This window comes from Thermomonas fusca DSM 15424, from assembly GCF_000423885.1.
GTDB lineage: Bacteria > Pseudomonadota > Gammaproteobacteria > Xanthomonadales > Xanthomonadaceae > Thermomonas > Thermomonas fusca.
Genome location: NZ_KE384101.1, coordinates 97,648 through 117,599 on the forward strand (window position 1 = coordinate 97,648; position 19,952 = coordinate 117,599).

General features: G+C 70.8%; 14 protein-coding genes. 11 read left to right on the forward strand and 3 right to left on the reverse strand.

The features are described 5' to 3' along the window. The first annotated feature begins 5 nt into the window (after positions 1–5). Entirely contained in the window at positions 6–2,168 is a 2,163-nt protein-coding gene (locus G582_RS0113780; protein WP_051247299.1) for a RelA/SpoT family protein, read from the forward strand. Next, positions 2,165–3,673 (forward strand): hypothetical protein, encoded by a 1,509-nt coding sequence (locus G582_RS16855; protein ID WP_083961230.1) that lies wholly within the window; start codon positions 2,165–2,167, stop codon positions 3,671–3,673. Before G582_RS0113780 ends, G582_RS16855 begins: the two co-directional genes overlap by 4 nt. A gap of 42 nt (positions 3,674–3,715) precedes the next feature. Here the strand turns inward: G582_RS16855 and G582_RS0113790 are convergent, their stop codons facing one another. Beyond that, positions 3,716–5,806, reverse strand: coding sequence for a glycosyltransferase (locus G582_RS0113790; protein ID WP_028840310.1), 2,091 nt, complete (start codon positions 5,804–5,806; stop codon positions 3,716–3,718). Positions 5,807–5,917: 111 nt separating this feature from the next. On the opposite strand from G582_RS0113790, the gene mrcB reads away from it, so the two are divergent. The 4 genes from mrcB (at position 5,918) to G582_RS0113810 (ending at position 11,707) form a co-directional block, all read left to right on the forward strand. Continuing rightward, entirely contained in the window at positions 5,918–8,383 is a 2,466-nt protein-coding gene (mrcB, locus tag G582_RS0113795) for a penicillin-binding protein 1B (protein ID WP_028840311.1), read from the forward strand. 5 nt (positions 8,384–8,388) lie between these two features. Next, positions 8,389–10,425, forward strand: a complete 2,037-nt coding sequence (gene yoaA, locus G582_RS0113800; protein WP_038054366.1) for a DNA repair helicase YoaA — start codon at positions 8,389–8,391, stop codon at positions 10,423–10,425. 3 nt (positions 10,426–10,428) lie between these two features. Beyond that, positions 10,429–11,124, forward strand: coding sequence for a tRNA (adenosine(37)-N6)-threonylcarbamoyltransferase complex dimerization subunit type 1 TsaB (tsaB, locus tag G582_RS0113805; RefSeq protein WP_028840313.1), 696 nt, complete (start codon positions 10,429–10,431; stop codon positions 11,122–11,124). A 91-nt stretch (positions 11,125–11,215) separates the two neighbouring features. Continuing rightward, entirely contained in the window at positions 11,216–11,707 is a 492-nt protein-coding gene (locus G582_RS0113810; RefSeq protein ID WP_156880571.1) for a hypothetical protein, read from the forward strand. Between the two features lie 7 nt (positions 11,708–11,714). Here the strand turns inward: G582_RS0113810 and G582_RS0113815 are convergent, their stop codons facing one another. Together G582_RS0113815 and gshB are read right to left on the reverse strand one after the other, a co-directional pair. Continuing rightward, the gene (locus tag G582_RS0113815; RefSeq protein ID WP_028840315.1) at positions 11,715–12,602 is read right to left on the reverse strand and encodes an energy transducer TonB; all 888 of its coding nucleotides are present in this window, start codon (positions 12,600–12,602) and stop codon (positions 11,715–11,717) included. Further along, positions 12,602–13,564: a glutathione synthase gene (gshB, locus tag G582_RS0113820; protein ID WP_038054369.1), complete on the reverse strand. Its 963-nt coding sequence runs from the start codon at positions 13,562–13,564 to the stop codon at positions 12,602–12,604. The genes G582_RS0113815 and gshB overlap by 1 nt, the downstream gene beginning before the upstream one ends. Positions 13,565–13,722: 158 nt before the next feature. On the opposite strand from gshB, the gene pilG reads away from it, so the two are divergent. The 5 genes from pilG to G582_RS18265 all read left to right on the forward strand — a co-directional run. After that, positions 13,723–14,124, forward strand: coding sequence for a twitching motility response regulator PilG (gene pilG, locus G582_RS0113825; protein WP_028840317.1), 402 nt, complete (start codon positions 13,723–13,725; stop codon positions 14,122–14,124). A 19-nt stretch (positions 14,125–14,143) separates the two neighbouring features. Next, positions 14,144–14,509 (forward strand): response regulator transcription factor, encoded by a 366-nt coding sequence (locus G582_RS0113830; RefSeq protein ID WP_028840318.1) that lies wholly within the window; start codon positions 14,144–14,146, stop codon positions 14,507–14,509. Between the two features lie 225 nt (positions 14,510–14,734). After that, positions 14,735–15,289, forward strand: a complete 555-nt coding sequence (locus G582_RS0113835) for a chemotaxis protein CheW (RefSeq protein WP_028840319.1) — start codon at positions 14,735–14,737, stop codon at positions 15,287–15,289. A gap of 33 nt (positions 15,290–15,322) precedes the next feature. Beyond that, a complete protein-coding gene (locus G582_RS0113840; protein ID WP_028840320.1) occupies positions 15,323–17,338 on the forward strand; it encodes a methyl-accepting chemotaxis protein in 2,016 nt (671 codons plus the stop codon). Positions 17,339–17,419: 81 nt separating this feature from the next. Then, positions 17,420–19,952: Hpt domain-containing protein (locus G582_RS18265; protein WP_211219388.1), on the forward strand; the 2,533-nt coding region annotated here is incomplete at its 3' end.

Here is a 19,952-nt window from a genome sequence, read left to right on the forward strand (position 1 = left end):
GAAACATGTCCGTTCCCGCCATCGCCACCATCACCTGGACCGACGCGCTGGCGCGCGTGCCCGCCGATGCGCTGCCGGCGCCGCTGGTCGCCTGCTGGCGCACCCATGCCGAGGCCGGCGCGCCGATGCGCGACCGCCCGGAAGTGCTGGCCGACACCCTGTCGATCCTCGCCTCGCTCAACGCCGACGCCGAGGTGTTGGCCGCCACCCTGCTGGATTCGTTGATCGATATCGAAGCGATGGCGGCGCAGACACAGGTGGAAGTGCCGGAGCGCCTGCACGTGCTGCTGGAGGGCCAACGCGCCGCCAGCCGGGTGTGGGCGCTGCACCGCAGCCACGGCGGCGGCCGCAACCCGGAAGGCATGCGCCGGCTGCTGCTGGCGCTGGTGCGCGACCTGCGGGTGGTGCCGATCGTGCTGGCCCGCCAGCTTTCGCGCATGCGTGCGGCGTGGCGGCTGCCGGCCGACGAGCAGCGTGCGCTGGCGCTGATGACCCGCGACATCCACGCGCCGCTGGCCAACCGCCTCGGCATCTGGCAGCTGAAGTGGGAGCTGGAGGATCTGGCGTTCCGCCTGCTGCAGGCCGAGGACTACCTGCGCATCGCACAGTCGCTGGACGACAATCGCAGCGGCCGGCAGCGCTACATCGAGGCGGTGCGTGCGCAGCTGCGCGACGCGGTGGCCGCGCACGGCATCGACGCCGACGTGGCCGGCCGGCCCAAGCACATCTACAGCATCTGGAAGAAGATGCAGCGCAAGGCGCTGCCGATCGAGGAGCTCTACGACCTGCGCGCGCTGCGCGTGCTGGTGGACGACATTCCCACCTGCTACGCGGTGCTGGGGCTGGTACACGCGCTGTGGGTGCCGATCCCGAGCGAATTCGACGACTACATCGCCCGGCCCAAGCCGAACGGCTACCGCTCGCTGCATACCGCGGTGATCGGCCCGGAAGGCAAGACCGTGGAGGTGCAGATCCGCACCCGCGAGATGCACGCGCAGTCCGAACTCGGCGTGGCCGCGCACTGGCGCTACAAGGAGGGCGGCAGCGCCGGCGGCGCGGCGATGGACAAGCGGATCGCGTGGATGCGCAAGCTGCTGGAGCAGGCCGCCGAGGCGGCGGGCGAAGGCGAAGCCGCGCCGCTGCAGGGCATCGACAGCGAGCTGATCGAAGACCGCGTGTACGCATTGACGCCGAAGGGCGAAGTGATCGACCTGCCGCAGGGCGGCACTGTGCTCGACTTCGCCTACGCCGTCCACAGCATGGTCGGCCACCGCTGCCGCGGCGCCAAGGTGGATGGCCGGATCGTGCCGCTGACGCAGGTGTTGAAGACCGGCCAACGGGTGGAGATCCTCACTGGCAAGGAGGCTGCCCCGCGCCGCGACTGGCTGCAGCCCAGCAGCGGCTTCCTGGCCAGCAGCCGCTCGCGCGACAAGGTGCGGGCCTGGTTCAACAAGCTCGACCGCGCCCAGAATCTGAAGGAAGGCCGCGAACTGCTGGAGCGCGACCTGCGCCGGATGGGCCTGCTGCACGCCGACCTCACCCCGGTGCTGGGCAGGTTCAACGCGCAGACCGAGGACGACCTGCTGGTGCTGGTGGCGCTGGGCGACGTTGGCCCCAACCAGGTCGGGCGTGCCCTGCTGGAGCAGGAAAAGGCGGCGCAGGAACCCGAGCCCACGCTGCCCGCGTTGCCGGCCAAACCGGTGGCGCCGGCGGCGCCCGGCGCCGGCGCAGTCACCGTGCAGGGCGTGGACAACCTGCTGGCGCAGGTGGCGCGCTGCTGCCAGCCGCTGCCGGGCGAGGCCATCGTCGGCTATCTCACCCGGGCCCGCGGGGTCAGCGTGCACCGCCCCGGTTGCGCCGCGTTCCTGCGACTGGCCGGCAAGGAGCCGGCGCGGGTGCTGCCGGTGGAGTGGGGGAACCGGCGCGGCGGCCAGGACGTGGCGATCCGCATCGAAGGGGTGGAGCGCAAATGGCTGCTCAAGGACATCACCACGCTGGTGGCGCAGGTCGGCGTGCATGCGCTCGGCCTGCACACCGAGCCGATGCGCGGCGGCAGCGGCCGCGTGCGGGTGCGGCTGCAGGTGCGGGTCTCCGATTACGAGCAGCTGGGCCTGCTGCTGGCACGGCTGGAATCGCTGCCCGGCATCGAGTCCGCGCGCCGCGCATGAAGCGCTTCGCGTCCGTGCCGGCGCGACGCGCGGCGATGCGGGCGCGCTGGCTGGCATTGCCGAAGCCGGTGCGCATCGCCGCCATCGCAAGCACTTCCGTGCTGCTGCTGGGCCTGCTCGGCATGTTCGCCTGGCGCGACGCGCTGGGCCGCTGGCTGTGGCCGGACCCGCGTTACGACGCCCTGCGCCAGCGCGCGGAAGTCGCGCTGCAGGCCGGCCGGCTCAGCGGCGCCGATGGCGGCGGCGCGCGCGAGCTGTTCGAAGCGGCGCTGGCGCTGCAGCCGGATCAGCTGGAAGCCCGCGATGGGCTGGCGCGGGTGGCGCTGGCGGCGCTGGCGCGCGCCGAAGCCGGTGCCGACAAGGGCGATACCGCGCAGGCGCACGCCGCGCTGCAGCTGGCGCGCGAGCTGCAGGCGCCGAAGGCGCGGGTCGATGCGCTGGCCGCGCGACTGCAGGCCACGCGGGCGCAGGCCGTTGGCATCGACGAGCTGTTGGCGCGCGCGCGCGCCGCGCAGGCGGCCGGCCATCTGGACGATGGTTCCGATGCTGCGCTGCCGCTGTACCAGCAGGTGTTGCAGGCGCAGCTGCGCAGCCAGCCGGCGCTGGAAGGCCGCGAGGACGCGCTGGAGGACCTGTTGAAGCCGGCCGGCGGAATGCTGGCGCGCGGCGAGCTGCTGCAGGCGGCGGAACTGTTGCATCGCGCGGAGAGTTTCGATCCCGGCCACGCCGCGCTGCCGCCGCTGCATGCTGGCCTGGCGCGGGCGCTGGAAACACGCGGCCAGCGCATCCGCCAGCTGCTGGCGCGCGGCCGGCTGGAAGCCGCGGCGCAGGCCTGCGACGAGCTGCGCCAGCTGCAGGCCGGGCCGTTGCCGCAGGCTTGCGCTGCGCCGTTGGGCGATGCGCTGCTGCGCGCGGTGGCCACGGCGCCCGCGGCGAAGGTCGCGCGCCTGCTGGCGCTGGCGGAGGCGGCGGGCGTGGATGCCGCGCACCTGCAGCAGGCGCAGCGGCAGCGGCGCGGCGAGCAGCGCAGCCCACCGCGCCCGGTCTTGCCCGCCACGACGCCGCAAACCCGCGCGCGCGTTGCCCGCCTGCTGGAACAGATGGAGCGCGCCCGCGCCCGCGGCGACTGGCTCACGCCTCCCGGTGACAGTGCCTGGGATCGCCTGCGCGAGGCGCGCGCGTTGGCCCCGCGCGACCCGCGCGTGCTGCAGGCATCGACGGCGCTGCTGGCGGCCGCACGCGAATGCAATGCCGAGGCCCTGCGCGACAACAACCTCGGTCGCGCCGTGGTCTGCCTGGACGCATGGCGGCAGCTGGCGCCGTCAGACGAGGGAATGGCGACAGCGCGCCGACGGCTGGCGCAGCGCTGGATCGCAGTCGGCAGCGAGCGCCTCGAAGCTGGCCGCACCGCCGACGCGCGACGCGCGCTGGAACAGGCGCGCACCCTCGATCCGCAGACGCCTGGTCTGGGTGAATTCGCGGCGCGGTTGGAGAAGCTGCGCTGACGGCGCGAGGATCGGTCTGCGCCGCCGGCAACCGGGCCCGCTTCAGTCCAGGAACAGCGACCGCACCACCGCGCGCGCGGCGTCGGCGGAAAAATGGCGGGCCACGTTGGCGCGGCCGTTTGCGGCCAGGCGCAACCACAGCGCCTCATCGTCGTACAGCCGCAGCAGCTCCCGCGCGAATGCCTCGGCCTCGTCGGCCACCAGCACGTCATCGCCCTCGCGCAGATGCATGCCTTCCACCGCGCAGCCGGTGGCGACCACCGGCAGGCCGTGCGCCATCGCCTGGTTCACCTTGCCCTTGACGCCGGCGCCGAACCGCAGCGGCGCCACCGAAATGCGGCAGCCGTCCAGCCAGGGCTGCAGGTCCGGTACATGGCCGTGGACATGCACGCCGGCAGCGCTGCCCAGCCGCGCGATCGCCTCGGGGACATCGCCACCGATGCAGTGGAAGGCGATGTCCGGACGCGTGGCGCGCAGCCGCGGGAACACCGCTTCGACGAACCACTGCACCCCATCCGCGTTCGGCGGATGGCGGAAGCCGCCGACGAACAGCAGGTCGCGGCGGCTGGCGAAGCCGGGACCGGGCGGGGCCGGCTGGTGCAGGTTGGACAGGATCTCGACGCGCGCGCCGGGCGCGTCCTGCGCCAGCAGCGCGCGCTCCATCGCGCTGACCACGAGGCTGGCATCGGCTTCGTTGATCAGCGCCAGCTCCAGCGCGCGGGTGCGGTCGGCGGCGCGCAGGGCGGCGGCGTCGCCGGTCAGTTCGGCGGCGCGGCGCTCGCGCAGGTAGTGCAGGTCGACGGTGTCGAACAGCAGCCGCGCCTGCGGCGCGTGCCGGCGCAGCAGCGGGAAACATTCGCGGGCGATGTAGTGGCGGCTGACCATCGCCGCGTGGAAGCGCTGCCCGTGTTCGCGCAGCCATGCCGGCAGCCGCGCCGCCTCCGGTGCGTGCCAGCACTCCACCCCCAGCGCCTGCAAGGCGCGGGTGTAGCCGCCGTCCGGCTTGCCGCCAGCGGGCAGGAACACCACGTGCGCGCCTTCTTCGATCAGCAGCCGCATCAATTCCACCAGCCGCAGCGAGCCGGAGTCGCGGTCGGGCTGCGGGGTCAGGGCGTCGATGAGCAGCACCTGCTGCTGGCTGCGATGCAGCAGCGCCGGCGTCGGCTCGGTGCCCGCAGGCAGCTGCCGTTGCAGCGCATCACGCCATTTTTCCGCGAACACCTTCTGGTTGCGCAGCTGCGCTGCCTTCGGGCCGCTGGCGGTGTCGGTGCCGGAGCTCGTGCCTTCGTCGTGGACCACCGTCGCCGCCGGCTGGTACAGCGTGCGCAGGCCGGCGGCGCGCACCGCGAAGGCGAGGTCGGTGTCTTCGTAGTAGGCCGGCGCATAGCGGGTGTCGAAGCCGCCAAGACGCTGGAACAGCGCACGCGGGATCGCGACCGCGGCGCCGCTGAGATAGTCGGCGTCGCGCAGGTAGCCGTAGCGACAGCCGTTCGGGTCATCGAAACGGCCGTAGTTCCAGCCGCTGCCGTCGGCGAATACCACCCCGCCGGCCTCCTGCAGGCGGCCATCCGGATAGACCAACCTGGCGCCCACCAACCCGGCGTCCGCGACGGTTCCGAAGGTGGCCAGCAGTGCGTCCAGCCAGCCCGGCTGCGGCACGGTGTCGTTGTTCAGGAACACCAGATACTCGCCGCGAGCCAGCGCCGCGCCGTCGTTGCAGGCGGCAATGAAACCGCCGTTGGCCGGCCGTGCATGCACGCGCAGGCCGCCGATGGCGCGCAGCCTTTCCAGCGAATCGTCGGGCGAGGCATCGTCCACCACGATCACTTCGAACGGCGCAAGCGGCGGATGCGCGGCGATCACGCGCAGGCAGGCCAGCGTGTGTGCGAACGCGCCGTAAACCGGGATCACGATGCTGGCCCGCGGCGTTTCCGCGGTCGGCAGCGTGAACGGCGCGAACGGCGCCGCTGGCGGCAGGTACAGCGCGCGGGCGCTGGCGGGCGCGCGCCGGAACTGCAGCGCCAGCCGGCGCCAAGTGGCGGCCGGTCCGCGGCTGCGCAGGCTGGCCCAACCGCGTCGCCACAGGCCGAGCGCGCGCAGGATCCAGAAGCGCGCTTCGACGGGGACGGGCATGCGGCTGAACTCCTGCACAAGAATCGGGGAAATCCGCACATGGCCGCGCAGGCGGCTGCGCTAGACTCGGGGCCAACGCCATTGTCGCATCCAGCGGCCGACCGCCAGCCAATGCCCCGCATCCAAGACGAAGAAGACGAGCTGTACGAAAAGGACGATGGTGGCGATGCGGGCGGCGGCGGGTCCGGCTGGCGCCGGCGCCTGCTGACCTGGGGGCTGGCCGCGGCGGCGCTGCTGCTGGGCTTCCTGATCCCCTACCTGCTGTATCTCAACCACCAGGTTGGCGAGCGCTTCGGCAAGCTGCGCTGGCAGGTGCCGACCCGCGTGTACGCGCGTCCGCTGGTGCTGCGTCAGGGCGTGGCGATGGACGCGCAGACCCTGAAGACCGAACTGGATGCGGCCTCCTATCGCGACGGCGACGGCCGCCGCGCAGGCAGCTACGCCCGCAACGGCGCGCGCTGGCGCATCTCCAGCCGCGGCTACAACGACGTCGACGGGCGGGTGGCGCCGGCAGTGCTGGAAGTGACCCTCTCCAGCGGCCGGGTGGCGGCGATCCGCGACGCCCAGGCCAAGCGCGCCCTGCGCAGCGCGCGCCTCGATCCCGCCCGTATCGCCACCCTGTACGGGCAAAACCAGGAAGAGCGCCGGCTGGTGCGGATCGAGGAAGTGCCGGAACTGCTGGTCACCGGCTTGCAGGCGGTCGAGGACCGCGACTTCAACCACCACATCGGCATCGATGTCAGCGGCATGCTGCGCGCGGTGTTCGTCAACGTGCGCTCCGGCGGCGACACCCGCCAGGGCGCCAGCACCCTGACCCAGCAGCTGGCGCGCAGCGGCCTGCTCGGCATCGGCAAGGAGCAGACCTACACCCGCAAGGTCAAGGAAATCCTGTTCGCCCTGCTGCTGGAGGCGCGCTACGACAAGCGCACCATCCTCGAGGCCTATTTCAACCAGGTCGACCTGGGCCAGCGCGGCGCGCAGGCGATACGCGGAGTGGCCGCGGCCTCCGAGTTCTGGTTCGGGCGCGAGCTCAAGGACCTCTCCTCCGAGCAGACCGCTTTGCTGATCGGCATGGTCAAGGGGCCGTCCTGGTACAACCCGCGGCGCAACCCGGAGCGCGCGCTGGAGCGCCGCAACTTCGTGCTGGGCGAGATGCACGAAACCGGCCTGATCGACGACGCCGAGTACCGCCGCGCGGTGAAGGCGCCGCTGGGCGTGACCACCAGCGCCGGCAACCTGGCCGCCAACCGCTTTCCCGCCTACGTGGACCTGGTGCGCAAGCAGCTGGCGCGCGACTACCCGGCCGACAAATTGTCCGGCGCCGGGCTGTCGGTGATGACCGGCATGGCGCCCGCCGCGCAGGGGTATGCCGAAGGCGCGGTGGCGCGGACGCTCAAGTCGCTGTCGACCAAGGGCCGGCCGCCGCTGCAGGCCGGGCTGGTGGTGACCGACGTCCACAACGGCGACGTGCTGGCAGTGGTCGGCAGCCGCGAATTCACCGAGCCCGGCTTCAACCGCGCGGTCGATGCGCGGCGCCCGGTCGGCTCGCTGCTCAAACCCTTCGTCTATCTGCTGGCGCTGGCGCAGCCGGATAAATGGTCGCTGGCCAGCATCATCAGCGATGCGCCGGTAACCGTCGGTCTCGGCCGCGGCCGCAACTGGAAGCCCGGCAATTCCGATGGCCGCAGCCACGGCAACGTGCGGCTGATGGATGCGCTGGCGCAGAGCTACAACCAGGCCACGGTGCGGCTGGGCATGGAGGTGCAGCCGCAGCGGCTGGCGGCACTGATCCGCACCCTGGCCGGGATCGAATCCGAAGCGCAGCCGTCGCTGATCCTCGGCGCGGTCGACCAGAGCCCGTACGCGATGGCCCAGCTGTACCAGTTCCTTGCCTCCAGCGGCGAAATCCAGCCGCTGCATGCGGTACGCGGCGTGCTGGATCCGCAGGGCCGCACCATCAAGCGCTACGACAGCGAGGCCCCGCCGGCGCAGAAGGGTGACGCGGTGGCAGCGCGGCTGGTCGGCAGCGCGCTGCAGTACGCGGTGACATCCGGCACCGGCAACGCGCTGGTGCGCGACGGGCTTGGCCGGCTGTCGGCGGCCGGCAAGACCGGTACCAGCAACGATGGCCGCGACAGCTGGTTCGCCGGCTACACCGGCGACCACCTGGCGGTGGTCTGGGTGGGCAACGACCAGAACAAGTCCACCGGCCTGTACGGCGCCACCGGTGGCATGCGGGTGTGGTCGGACATGTTTGCGCGCCTGCCCAGCGCACCGCTGCGGCTGTCCAGCGAGGGCGTCGACTGGCGCTGGGTGCTGGACGGTCAGAGCACCGACGGCGACTGCCCCGGCGCGCGTCACCTGCCGTTCGTGGCCGGTTACGCGCCGCCCTACCAGCCTTGCCCGTACGTGCCGCCGCCGGAGCTGGACGAATTCGGCAACCCGCTGCCGCCTGCGGACGGGTCGCAGAATCCGCTCGAGCGCGCCGGCCAGGCGATCCGTGATTTCTTCGGTGGCGGCGACCCGGCCAAGCAGCTGCCGCCGCCCGACGCGCCGGCGCCGCGACCGGTGCAGTGAGCCCGATGGCGGCTACCGACTCGCGGCTGGGCCGGGCCGTGCGCGACGCGCTGGGCGAAGATTCGGCGCTGGCGCAGGCGCTGCCCGGTTTCCGTCCGCGCCCGGCGCAGCAGCGGCTGGCGGTGGCGGTGGCGGATGCATTCGAACGTCGCGAGGTGCTGTTGGCCGAGGCCGGCACCGGCACCGGCAAGACCTACGCCTACCTGGTGCCGGCGCTGCTGTCGGGGATGAAGACCATCGTCAGCACCGGCACCCGCGCGCTGCAGGACCAGCTCTACCTGCGCGACTTGCCGCGGGTGCGCGACGCGCTGGGCATCGGCCTGAAGACCGCGCTGCTGAAGGGTCGCGCCAACTACCTGTGCCGCTACCGGATGGAGCAGGCCAGGGGCGAGCCGCGCTTCACATCGCGCGAGCAGATCAGCCAGTTCCAGCGCGTGGTGGCGTGGAGCGGGCGCACCCGCAGCGGCGACATGGCGGAGCTGGAATTGCTGGCGGAGGATTCGCCGCTGCTGCCGCTGGTCACCTCCACCGCCGACAACTGCCTGGGCACCGAATGCCCGTTCTGGAGCGAATGCTTCGTGGTGCAGGCGCGCCAGCGCGCGCAGGCGGCCGATCTGGTGGTGGTCAACCACCACCTGCTGCTGGCCGACCTGGCGCTGAAGCAGGAAGGGTTCGGCGAAATCCTGCCGGGCGCGCAGGCGTTCATCGTCGATGAGGCACACCAGCTGCCGGAGTTGGCCGCGCAGTTTTTCGGCGAAGGACTGGGCGCGCGCCCGCTGGTGGAACTGGCGCGCGATGCGGTGTCCGAGTGCAAGGAGGTGCCGGGCGCCCTGGCCGCGGTGCAGGAGCCGGCACGGGCGCTTGAAGCCGCCACCCGCGCGCTGCGTGCGGCGATGGACAACCTGCCGCTGCGCGGCACCGCCTGGCGGGCGCTGGGCGAAGTAGACATCGAGCCGGCCTTCCACGCCCTGGTGCAGTCGCTGACGGCGCTGGGCGACGTGGTGGCGCCGCTGCGCCAGGCCGCGCCGGGCTTCGACGCCTGCCACGTGCGCGCGCAGGACCAGCTGGGCCGGCTGCAGCGCTGGCTGGGCGAGGAAAGGAAAGCGGGGGCGGAGTCGACTTTCGATTCCACCCCGTCGGCACCGACGAATGATTCCCTGAAAGTCGACTCCGACCCCGCTTTTCACGGTCCAGCTGTTCCCGACACCGTTTCGGTGCACTGGTACGAACTCACCCCACGCGGCTTTCGCCTGCAGCGCACCCCGCTGGACGTGGCGGCGCCGCTGCGCGCCCATCGCGAGGCCTCGAACGCGGCCTGGGTGTTCACTTCGGCGACGCTGGCGGTGGCCGGGCGCTTCGACCACGTCGCCCAGCGCCTCGGCGTCGAGCACGCCCGCGAACTGCTCGAGCCCAGCCCGTTCGACTGGGACCGGCAGGCGCTGTGCTACCTGCCGAAGGGCCTGCCGGAGCCGGCGTCACGCGACTTTGGAATGGCCCTGCTGGAATCGTTGCGTCCGGTGCTGGAAGCCTCCGGCGGCCGCGCGTTCCTGCTGTTCGCCTCGCACCGCGCGCTGCGCGAAGCCGCCGAGGCACTGCAGGGCGGCCCGTGGCCGCTGTTCGTGCAGGGCAGCGAGCCGCGCCACGTGCTGCTGCAGCGCTTCCGCGAGTCCGGCAACGGCGTGCTGCTGGGCACCGCCAGCTTCCGCGAAGGGGTGGACGTGGCCGGCGATGCATTGAGCGTGGTTGTCATCGACAAATTGCCGTTCGCCGCGCCGGACGACCCGGTGTTCGAGGCGCGGCTGGACGCGATCCGCCGTGCCGGCGGCAATCCGTTCCGCGACGAACAGCTGCCGCAGGCTGTGATCGCGCTCAAGCAGGGCGCCGGCCGGCTGATCCGCACCGAAACCGACCGCGGCGTGCTGGTGCTGTGCGACCCGCGCCTGCTGGGGAAAACCTATGGCCGGACCTTCCTGGAGTCGCTGCCGCCGCTGCCGATCACCCGTGAGGTGAAGGATGTGCAGGCGTTCTTCGCGGATAATTGAACGATGAGACTGCTCGCTTTCGAAACCTCCACTGAGGCCTGCTCGGTCGCCGTGTTCGTCGATGGCCAGGTGCACGAACGCTTTGAAATCGCTCCGCGCCGGCACACCGAACTGGCGCTGCCGTGGGCGCAGGCGCTGCTGGCAGAGGCCGGCGTGTCGCGCTCGCAGCTGGATGCCATCGCGGTGGGCCGCGGCCCCGGGGCCTTCACCGGCGTGCGCCTGGCCATCGCCATCGCCCAAGGCATCGCGCTCGGGCTGGACCGGCCGGTGCTGCCGGTGTCCACGCTGGCGGCGCTGGCGATGCGAGCCGACGGCGAGCGCCGCATCGCCGCCATCGACGCGCGCATGGGCGAGGTCTATCTGGGCGCGTTCGCATGCGAAGCCGATGGCGGCCTGCGAGCGCTGGCCGACGAAATCGTGGTGGCGCCGGCTGCCGCCGCGCTGCCGGATGGCAGCGGCTGGCACGGCGCCGGCACCGGCTTCGCCGCGGCCGATGGCGCGCTCCGGGCGAGATTCGGCGATCGGCTGGTGGCCGTGGATGCCGCCGCCCTGCCGCACGCCGCGGACGTCGCCGCACTGGCTGCGCTCGCCTTCGCGCGCGGCGAAGCGCTGGCGCCGGAACGCATCGAGCCCGCCTACCTGCGCAACAACGTGGCCCTCACCATCGCCGAGCGCGCGGCGCAGGGCATCACCCGCTGAATCCTGGCCGTCGCGGGCGGGTGCGGGGCATCCCCGCCGGCCCGCGCTTTTGGCTATGCTCGCTGAAGGCTCCATCCAGACAGGGGTGAATGTGAAGGTGCGGATCCTGTGGCTGGCCGCGGCGCTGGCCGTGATGCCGGCGTTGGCCGAAGAAGTCCCGTTCAATGGCCGCATGCTGGAACTCGGCGCGGGCGATGAGGCCCGGCCGATCCTGCGCATGAGCGGCACCCAGTACGCCATCCAGCGCAGCGGCGAGCAGCTGGTGGAGATGGCGGGCAGCTGCCTTGCCAGGCAGGGCGGTGTGGTCGTCGAATCCGCCGATCCGGCGCAGGGCCTGTTGCTGGCCAGCGTGGAGACCGGCTTCCGCGCCAGTTTCTCCGCCCAGACGCTGCGCAGCCGGCTGCGTTTCGAGGCCGGCGATGGCCGTTTCCAGATCGTCGAATCGGACTTCTCGCTCGCCCAGGGTGGCGACGAGGGCAGTGTCGTCTACGGGCCGCTGGTGCAGTCCGGCAGCGTCTGGGAAAAAGGGCTGGAGGCGCTGGTGGAGACCGAAAACCGGCTGGTGGACTGCCTGTACCGCTAGCCTGCGGTCAGCGGTCGATCAGTTCGCCGCCGGGCATGAACTGCCAAGTGCGGGTGACGTGCAGCACGTCCGGGTCTTCGTTGCTTTGCGGCAGCGGCGCGAACGGTTCCGACAGCTTGACGATGCGCAGCGCCGCCTCGTCCAGCATCGGGATGCGGCTGGAGCGGATGATGCGCACGCTTTCCACGCTGCCGTCGCGGCGCACGCCCACGCTGATCACCACCAACCCGCCGATGCGGCGGCGGCGGGCCTCATCCGGATAGTTCAGGTTGCCGACGCGCTCCACCCGGTCCACCCAGCCGCGCAGGTACTGCGCCCAGGCGTATTCGCGGGTGCTGGCGGAGACGAACTTGCGCTTCGGGCGCTTGGCGTATTCCACCGAGCGCAGCTGGATCTCGGCTGCCAGCCGCGCCATCTCGATGTCGCGCTCGATCTTCTCGCGCCCGCGCGCGGCGTCGTCCAGCGGGATTTCGGGGCGCGCCTGCGGGGTCGGCAGGGCGGTTTCGCCATTGGCCGACGCCACCACCCTTGCCTCCGGCGGCGGACTGGGCGCGGGCGTCTGCGCGCGCAGCGGGCGCGGCGCCAGGCCGTCCTTCGGCTGCGGTAGCGGGCCGGCCTGCGGGGCGCTGGGGCGGCTGCTGCGTTCATGTTCGCCGCCACCCTGGTTGCTGGCCTGGGCGAGGAAGTCCGCCTGCGCGGGGGTCAATGGGGTCTGCGTGCGGGTCTGGATCACGTCCAGCGTCGGCAGCAGCGGCGCCTCGTCCTCGATCGCGAAGCCGACCCCGAACACCGCCATCGCGTGCAGCAGCACGGACAGCACGAAGGTCGCGCGCAGCCGCTCGGTTTCGCCGATGCGGGGCGGGGCGGGGACGGCGGGGGCCACGGTTGCCGGCATCAGCGCCGGGCCAGCGCCTCGATGCGCTCGAACAGCTGCGCGGCGATGTTCAGCCCGAACTGCGCGTCCAGCTCGCGTATGCAGGTGGGGCTGGTGACGTTGACCTCGGTGAGGTAGTCGCCGATCACGTCCAGGCCGACGAACAGCATCCCGCGCCGCTTCATCTCCGGGCCGACCTGCGCGGCGATCCAACGGTCGCGCTCGCTCAGCGGGCGGCCTTCGCCGCGGCCACCGGCGGCTAGGTTGCCGCGGAACTCGTCGCCCTGCGGGATGCGGGCAAGGCAGTAATCGACCGGTTCGCCGTCGATCAGCAGGATGCGCTTGTCGCCCTGCGCGATCTCCGGCAGGTAGCGCTGCGCCATCGCCAGGTGGCGGCCGCCGTCGGTCAGGGTTTCCAGAATCACGTTGAGGTTGGCTTCGCCTGTGCGGGCGCGGAAGATCGAGCGCCCGCCCATGCCGTCCAGCGGCTTCAGCACGGCTTCCCCATGCTCGGCCACGAACGCCTTCAGCGCGGCGGCGTCGCGGCTGACCAGCGTCGGCGGGCAGCACTGCGGGAACAGCAGCGCGGCCAGCTTCTCGTTGAAATCGCGCAGGCCGCGCGGGTCGTTCACCACCAGCGCGCCCTGCAGTCGCGCCAGGTCCAGCACCTGGGTATCGTGCAGGTAGTTCGCGTCCACCGGTGGGTCGGTGCGCATCAGCACTGCCTGACCCGGACCAAACGCCAGTTCGGTCCAGTCGGTCAGCGAGAAATGGTCGCCGGGCACGTCCCGCACCTGCAGGGAGGCCGCCGCGGCCACCGCGCGCGCGCCGCGCACCGACAGTCCACCGGGACGGACGTAATGCAACCGGTGGCCGCGCCGCTGGGCTTCCAGCAGCATGGCGAAGGTGGAGTCCTTGGCGATCTTGACGGACCCGATCGGGTCCATCACGACCACCACGTCAAGCGGTGCGGCTGCCGTCATCTGCACATCCGTGGGCGGGATGCGCGGATGGTAGCAGGCACCGACGCCCACCCATCCGCACGGGTATTGCGGTGCTTGACACATCGCGCGCGGGCTTGGATAAAGGTAGTCCGCAACGCGCGCAGACGCGGCGGTTGGCAATCGCGCAAGGGGACTACATGGCGCTGCAGGACGATTCCGGCATCGGCCTCAAGGGTTTGAGGGTGATGGTCATCGATGATTCCAGGACGATCCGCCGCACGGCGGAGACGTTGCTCGTGCGCGAAGGCTGCGAGGTCGTCACCGCGACCGACGGCTTCGAGGCGCTGTCGAAGATCGCCGATCATGCCCCCCAGATCATCTTCGTGGATATCATGATGCCGCGGCTGGACGGCTATCAGACCTGCGCGCTGATCAAGAACAACCAGACGTTCAAAAGCGTGCCGGTGATCATGCTTTCATCCAAGGACGGTTTGTTCGACAAGGCCCGAGGCCGTATTGTCGGCTCCGAGCAATACCTGACCAAGCCGTTCACGCGGGAAGAATTGCTTGGCGCCATCCGCACGTACGTCAACGCCTGACCGGGGGGGTAAGGCACCAATGGCACGCATTCTGCTGATCGAGGATTCGCCGACCGAAGCCGCGGTCATGGTTCAGTTGCTGGAACGCAACGGCCACCAGGTCACCACCTCCGCCAACGCGGAGGACGGCATCGCCAGCTGCAAGCGCGACAAGCCCGACCTGGTCCTGATGGACATCATCCTGCCCGGCATGAACGGCTTCCAGGCGACCCGCGCATTGACCCGCGACGCCGACACCAGCCACATTCCAGTCATCATCGTCAGTACGAAGGGTCAGGAAACCGACCGCGTCTGGGGCATGCGTCAGGGCGCGCGGGACTACATCGCCAAGCCGCCGCGCGAAAGCGAACTGGTCGCGCGCATCGACGCGCTGCTCGGGCGCTGAGCCATGGCCAAGCGCGGCAAGCACAAGCACAAGTTCCGTCCGCAGCAGTCCGCCGGGATGCCGGCGGCCACGGTTCTGGCCACCGCCGGAGATGTCGACGTGGACGAGGATGCGGACGGCGAAGCGGAACAACCCGCCGAAGCGCTCGAATCCGCCGAGGCAGACGGGCATCAGGAGGCATTCGTCGCTGCGGCCGGGCAGGCCGAGCAGGCGGCTGCCGAATGGGTGCAGCAGCCGGCTACCGGCGAGCGGCGTTCGCCGTTCCTGGTGCTGGCCGACTACGAGCAGCGCAGCCTGGCCCACGTTGCCGGCCTGCCGGAGCAGCTGGACGCGCCCGGTCTGTGGCGCGGCGTGGCCTATCGCGTCGGCGGCCACCGACTGGCATCCGGTTTCGACGAAGTGGTGGAAATCCTGCCGATGCCGGCATTGACGCACGTCCCCGGCGCGCAGCCGTGGATGATGGGCGTGGCCAACATCCGCGGCGCATTGCTGCCGGTGGTCGACCTCAAGCAGTTCCTCGACGGCGAGCGCACCGTGCTGCACGAGCGCCAGCGCGTGCTGGTGGTGCGCCAGCCCGGTGGCGACGTCGCCGTCACCATCGACGAGCTGTACGGCCAGCGCAGCTTCATCGACGAACAGGGCATCGATGCCGAGGCGCTGGCGGACGGACGCTATGCCCATTTCGTCGATCGCGCCTACCGCATGAACGGGCAGGACTGGGGCGTGTTCAGCCTCGAGCGCCTGGCCCGCACCCCCGAATTCCGACAAGCCGCCGCCTAAACGCGGAACACCGAAGTAAGCCGAGGTCGCACAATGAGCAATTTGATGGATTCCGCCGCCGGCAAGGGCCGCAATCTCAGCACCAACTTCTGGATCTGGCTGCTGATCGGCTCGCTGGTGGTGTTCGCCGGCAACACCCTGTACGCCACCACCAAGGCCTCGCGTCTCGGCGGCGCCAGCTCGGCGGCCTCGCGCCTGCAGCTGAACTCGCAGCGTCTGGCCAACCAGGGCCGGGAAGCGATCGACGGCAATGTGCAGGCGTTCGAATCCTTCAAGGCGACCAAGGAAGAGATCGACGGCGACATCAAGTGGCTGAACGACCGCTTCGGCGACGCCGCCGACGTGGCCGCGCCGATCCGCAAGGTCACCGAGACCTGGAATCCGCTGACCAAGCGCGCCGAGGAAGTGCTGGGTTCTCAGCAAGCGGTGCTGGCGCTGGCCGGCCGCGCCGACAGCTTCACCAACAAGGTGCCGCAGCTGCAGGCGCAGCTGTACGAAGTGCTGCGCGGCCTGGTCTCCGGCGGTGCCAATTCCGCGCAGGTGAGCGCGGCGCTGCAGCAGGCCAACATCAGCTCGCGCATGGCGCAGCGCATCGCCGAGCTGCGTGCGGGCGGCGACGGCGCGCAGGTGGCGGCGAACGCGCTGGGCCGCGACGCGGCGGTGTTCGACCGGCAGATGAACGCGTTGATCAACGGCAGCGGCGACATCGTCAAGGTCAGCGCGGCAGGCGCGATCGGCCCGCTCAATCAGTCCAACACCCTGTGGCAGGGCATGAAGAAGGACCTCGACGCGATCGTCGGCGACTCGCGCAAGCTGATCGGCGCGCAGACCTCGGCGTCCGCGCTGGCCAGCGGCTCCGACAAGCTGCTGACCGACAGCGAGAGCCTGTTCTCGTCGTTCACCCAGTTCGGTTCGCTGAAGGACACCAGCATCATCGGCGGCGTCTGGGTCAGCATCCTGTCCGGCGTGCTGGCGCTGTTCTCCATCGTCGGCCTGCTGTGGGCCCTGAACCGCGCCCAGCGCGTCCGCTACCAGACCACCAAGGAACTCAACGACCGCAACCAGGAGGCGATCATGCGCCTGCTGGACGAAATGGGCTCGCTCGCGGAAGGCGACCTGACCGTGAAGGCGACCGTGACCGAGGACATGACCGGCGCGATCGCGGACTCGATCAACTTCGCGGTGGAACAGCTGCGCACCCTGGTGGCGACCATCAACGACACCTCGGTGCAGGTCGCGGCCAGCGCGCAGGAAACCCAGGCCACCGCCATGCACCTGGCCGACGCCGCCGAGCACCAGGCGCAGGAGATCAACTCCGCCACCGACCGCATCAACGAGATCGCCTCCAGCATTAACCAGGTGTCGCGCAACTCCGCGGACTCCGCCGAGGTGGCGCGCCGCTCGGTGCAGATCGCGACCAACGGCGCCGGCGTGGTGCGCCAGACCATCGCCGGCATGGACAGCATCCGCGACCAGATTCAGGAAACCTCCAAGCGCATCAAGCGCCTGGGCGAAAGCTCGCAGGAAATCGGCTCGATCGTGGAGCTGATCAACGACATTTCCGAACAGACCAACATCCTGGCGCTGAACGCGGCCATTCAGGCGGCCTCGGCCGGCGAGGCAGGCCGCGGGTTCGCGGTGGTGGCCGACGAAGTGCAGCGACTGGCGGAACGCAGCTCCAGCGCGACCAAGCGCATCGAGTCGCTGGTCCAGACCATTCAGGCCGATACCAACGAAGCGGTGTCGTCGATGGAACAGACGACCTCGGAAGTGGTCGCAGGCGCGCGCCTCGCCGAGGACGCGGGCACCGCGCTGGGCGAGATCGAAAAGGTGTCGTCCGACCTGTCGGGCCTGATTGAAGGCATCTCGGTGGCGGCGCAGGAGCAGTCCAACGCGGCCTCCAACATCACCCAGACCATGAACACCATCCAGTCGATCACCGCGCAGACCTCGCAGGGCGCCAGCCAGACCGCCGAGTCGATCGGCAACCTGGCCCAGCTCGCCGCCGACCTGCGTCGTTCGGTCGCCGACTTCAAGCTGCCCGCCTGACGCCGGCCGGAACACAGGGATCGGGATGAACAACACCCTCCAGGCCAGCCCCGCATCGCCGGGCCGTGACGGAGCCGCGCCATGACCACGGCGTTGCAGGATGCCATCGACCACACCGCGCTGGGCTGGGTGAAGCCGGAGATCGACGAGACCCTGCGCCAGGCGCGGATCGAGCTCGAAGGCTTCGCCGAAAACCCCGGCGATCCGCTGCCCATGGAAACCTGCATGGGCCACCTGCATCAGGTGCAGGGCACCCTGCAGATGCTGGAGCTGCAGGCCCCGGCGATGGTGGCCGGCGAGATGGAGCAGCTCGCGGACTCGCTGCGCGCAGATGCCACCGCCGACCGCGACGAAGCGCTGGCCGTGCTGATGCGCGGCATGGTGCAGCTGCCCGACTACCTGGAGCGACTGCAGGGCGGTCACCGCGACATTCCGATCGTGCTGCTGCCGCTGATCAACGAACTGCGTGCCGCGCGCGGCGTTCCCGCGCTGGGGCAGGAAGCGTTGCCGAGCCTGCTGGACGCACCGACTGAAGCCGAACTCGAGCACGCCCGCGGCAGCCTGGCCGGACGCAACCGCGCGCTGCTGGACACCGTGTCCACGGCGATCAAGGAAGACCTGCTCAAGGTCAAGGACGCACTCGACCTGCACCTGCGCGGCAGCCGCGACAACGTGCAGGAACTGCAGCCGCAGGCCGAAGCGCTGGACCGGATCGGCGACACTCTGGGAATGCTCGGGCTGGACAGCGCCCGCAGGGTGGTACAGGAACAGCGCCGGATCGTCCATGACATCGCCAGCGGCCTGCGGCCGCAGGCGGAGAACGACTTGCTGGAAGTGGCGGGCGCGCTGCTCTACATCGACCACTCGCTGGACGACCAGGTCGCCCAGCTCGGCAGCGGCAGCACCGAGGGTGACGCCGGTGACCTGCTGGCGCAAGAATCGCGCAAGGTCATGGGCGCGCTGACCCGTGCCGCGGTGACCAATTTCGCCGAAGTGCGCAACGCGTTCGTGGCCTTCGTCGAAACCGACTGGAGCCATTCCGCGCTGGAATCCGTGCCCCGCCTGCTGGCCGAAGTGGCCGGGGCGATGCGGATGCTGGAGCGCCCGGAACCGGCCGACTACCTGGAAGCGCTGCGCCGCTACAGTCAGGTCGAGCTGATCGAGCGCGCGCAGGTGCCGGGCGGACGCCAGCTCGATACGCTGGCGGACGCGCTGTCCAGCATGGAGTATTTCCTCGAGACCCTGCACGATCCGCACGGCCAGCGCCAGGACCTGCTGGACAAGACTCGTGTCAGCCTGGAGGCGCTGCGCTACTGGCCGCTGCCGGAAGCTGCCCCCGTCGTGAACAAGGCGCCGGCCGATCTGCCCGCGCCCGCTGAAGAGGTCGCCGAGCCGGTGCCGGAAGCCGTCGCTGACGGGACGGCAGTTGAGGCGCAGGGCGAAATCGTTGCCGAGGAAGATCCGGTTGCCGCGCCCGCCGAAGTGGCGGTCAGCGTCGCCCCTGCCGCGGTGGCGATGGCGGCCGGCTTTGAATCGGCCGGCGACGAGATCGACGACGAGATCCGCGAGATCTTCCTCGAGGAGTTCGAGGACGAGATCAACAACCTGGACGGCCTGCTGCCGACCTGGAAGCTGACGCCGGACGATGGCGACACGTTGCGCCCGATCCGCCGCGTGTTCCACACCCTGAAGGGCAGCGGCCGGCTGGTCGGTGCCAAGGTGCTGGGAGAGTTCGCCTGGCACGTCGAGAACATGCTCAACCGCGTGCTGGACGGCTCGCGCCCGGCCAGCCACGCCGTGGTCGCGTACGTCGGCCAGGCCCGCGGCGTGCTGCCGCAGCTGCATGCAGCGCTGCGCGGCGAAGGCGCGGTCACCACCGATATCCCGGCGATGGAAGCCATCGCCGATCGTCTGGCCGCCGGCGAAGATGTATTGATGTCGGCGCCGCCGATCGCCCAGGCCGCGCAGCCGGAACCGGCGCAGGCCGGTACCGCGGACGAGCCAGCCGCCGCGGCCGACACGCGGGTGGTTGCGGTCGATCCAGTGCTGCTGGAGATTCTCGGCACCGAGGTTGGCGGTCACCTTGAAACCGTCGATGCGTGGCTGGCACAGGCGCGCACCGGCGACACCATCGCCAGCGATGCGCTGGTGCGTGCAATCCACACCCTCAACGGCGCCTTCGCGATGACCGAAGTGCCGTCGGTCACTGCGTTCACAGCGCCCGCAGAGGGTTATGTGAAGCGCTTGCTGGCGGCCCATGCGGTCGCCGGCAGCGAGGGCGTCGCGGCGCTGGGCGCCGTGGCCGAAGCGGTGCGCGCCTCCACCCGTGCGCTGCAGGAAAGCCCGACGCAGGTGCCCATGTTCGCCGCGCTGGCGGAACGGATGGCGGCACTGCGCGATGCCTTGCCCGAAGCCAATCTGCCCTTCATCGACACCGGGTCGGTCGGCGACGCCGATGCCGCGCGTCACGCGCAGCAGGCCGAGGCCGAGCGTGTTGCCGCCGAGCAGGCGGAAGCCGAGCGTTTGGCCGCGGAAGAAGCGGCGCGTCTGGAAGCCGAACGTATCGCCGCCGCGGAAGCCGAGGCTGCACGCCTGGCCGCCGAACAAGCCGAAG

Excerpts from the sequence above, each read along its gene's own strand:
- G582_RS0113780 (WP_051247299.1), top strand. The coding sequence starts at position 6 with ATGTCCGTTCCCGCCATCGCCACCATCACCTGGACCGACGCGCTGGCG.
- G582_RS16855 (WP_083961230.1), top strand. The coding sequence starts at position 2,165 with ATGAAGCGCTTCGCGTCCGTGCCGGCGCGACGCGCGGCGATGCGGGCG.
- G582_RS0113790 (WP_028840310.1), bottom strand. The coding sequence starts at position 5,806 with ATGCCCGTCCCCGTCGAAGCGCGCTTCTGGATCCTGCGCGCGCTCGGC.
- mrcB (WP_028840311.1), top strand. The coding sequence starts at position 5,918 with ATGCCCCGCATCCAAGACGAAGAAGACGAGCTGTACGAAAAGGACGAT.
- yoaA (WP_038054366.1), top strand. The coding sequence starts at position 8,389 with ATGGCGGCTACCGACTCGCGGCTGGGCCGGGCCGTGCGCGACGCGCTG.
- tsaB (WP_028840313.1), top strand. The coding sequence starts at position 10,429 with ATGAGACTGCTCGCTTTCGAAACCTCCACTGAGGCCTGCTCGGTCGCC.
- G582_RS0113815 (WP_028840315.1), bottom strand. The coding sequence starts at position 12,602 with ATGCCGGCAACCGTGGCCCCCGCCGTCCCCGCCCCGCCCCGCATCGGC.
- gshB (WP_038054369.1), bottom strand. The coding sequence starts at position 13,564 with ATGACGGCAGCCGCACCGCTTGACGTGGTGGTCGTGATGGACCCGATC.
- pilG (WP_028840317.1), top strand. The coding sequence starts at position 13,723 with ATGGCGCTGCAGGACGATTCCGGCATCGGCCTCAAGGGTTTGAGGGTG.
- G582_RS0113830 (WP_028840318.1), top strand. The coding sequence starts at position 14,144 with ATGGCACGCATTCTGCTGATCGAGGATTCGCCGACCGAAGCCGCGGTC.
- G582_RS0113840 (WP_028840320.1), top strand. The coding sequence starts at position 15,323 with ATGAGCAATTTGATGGATTCCGCCGCCGGCAAGGGCCGCAATCTCAGC.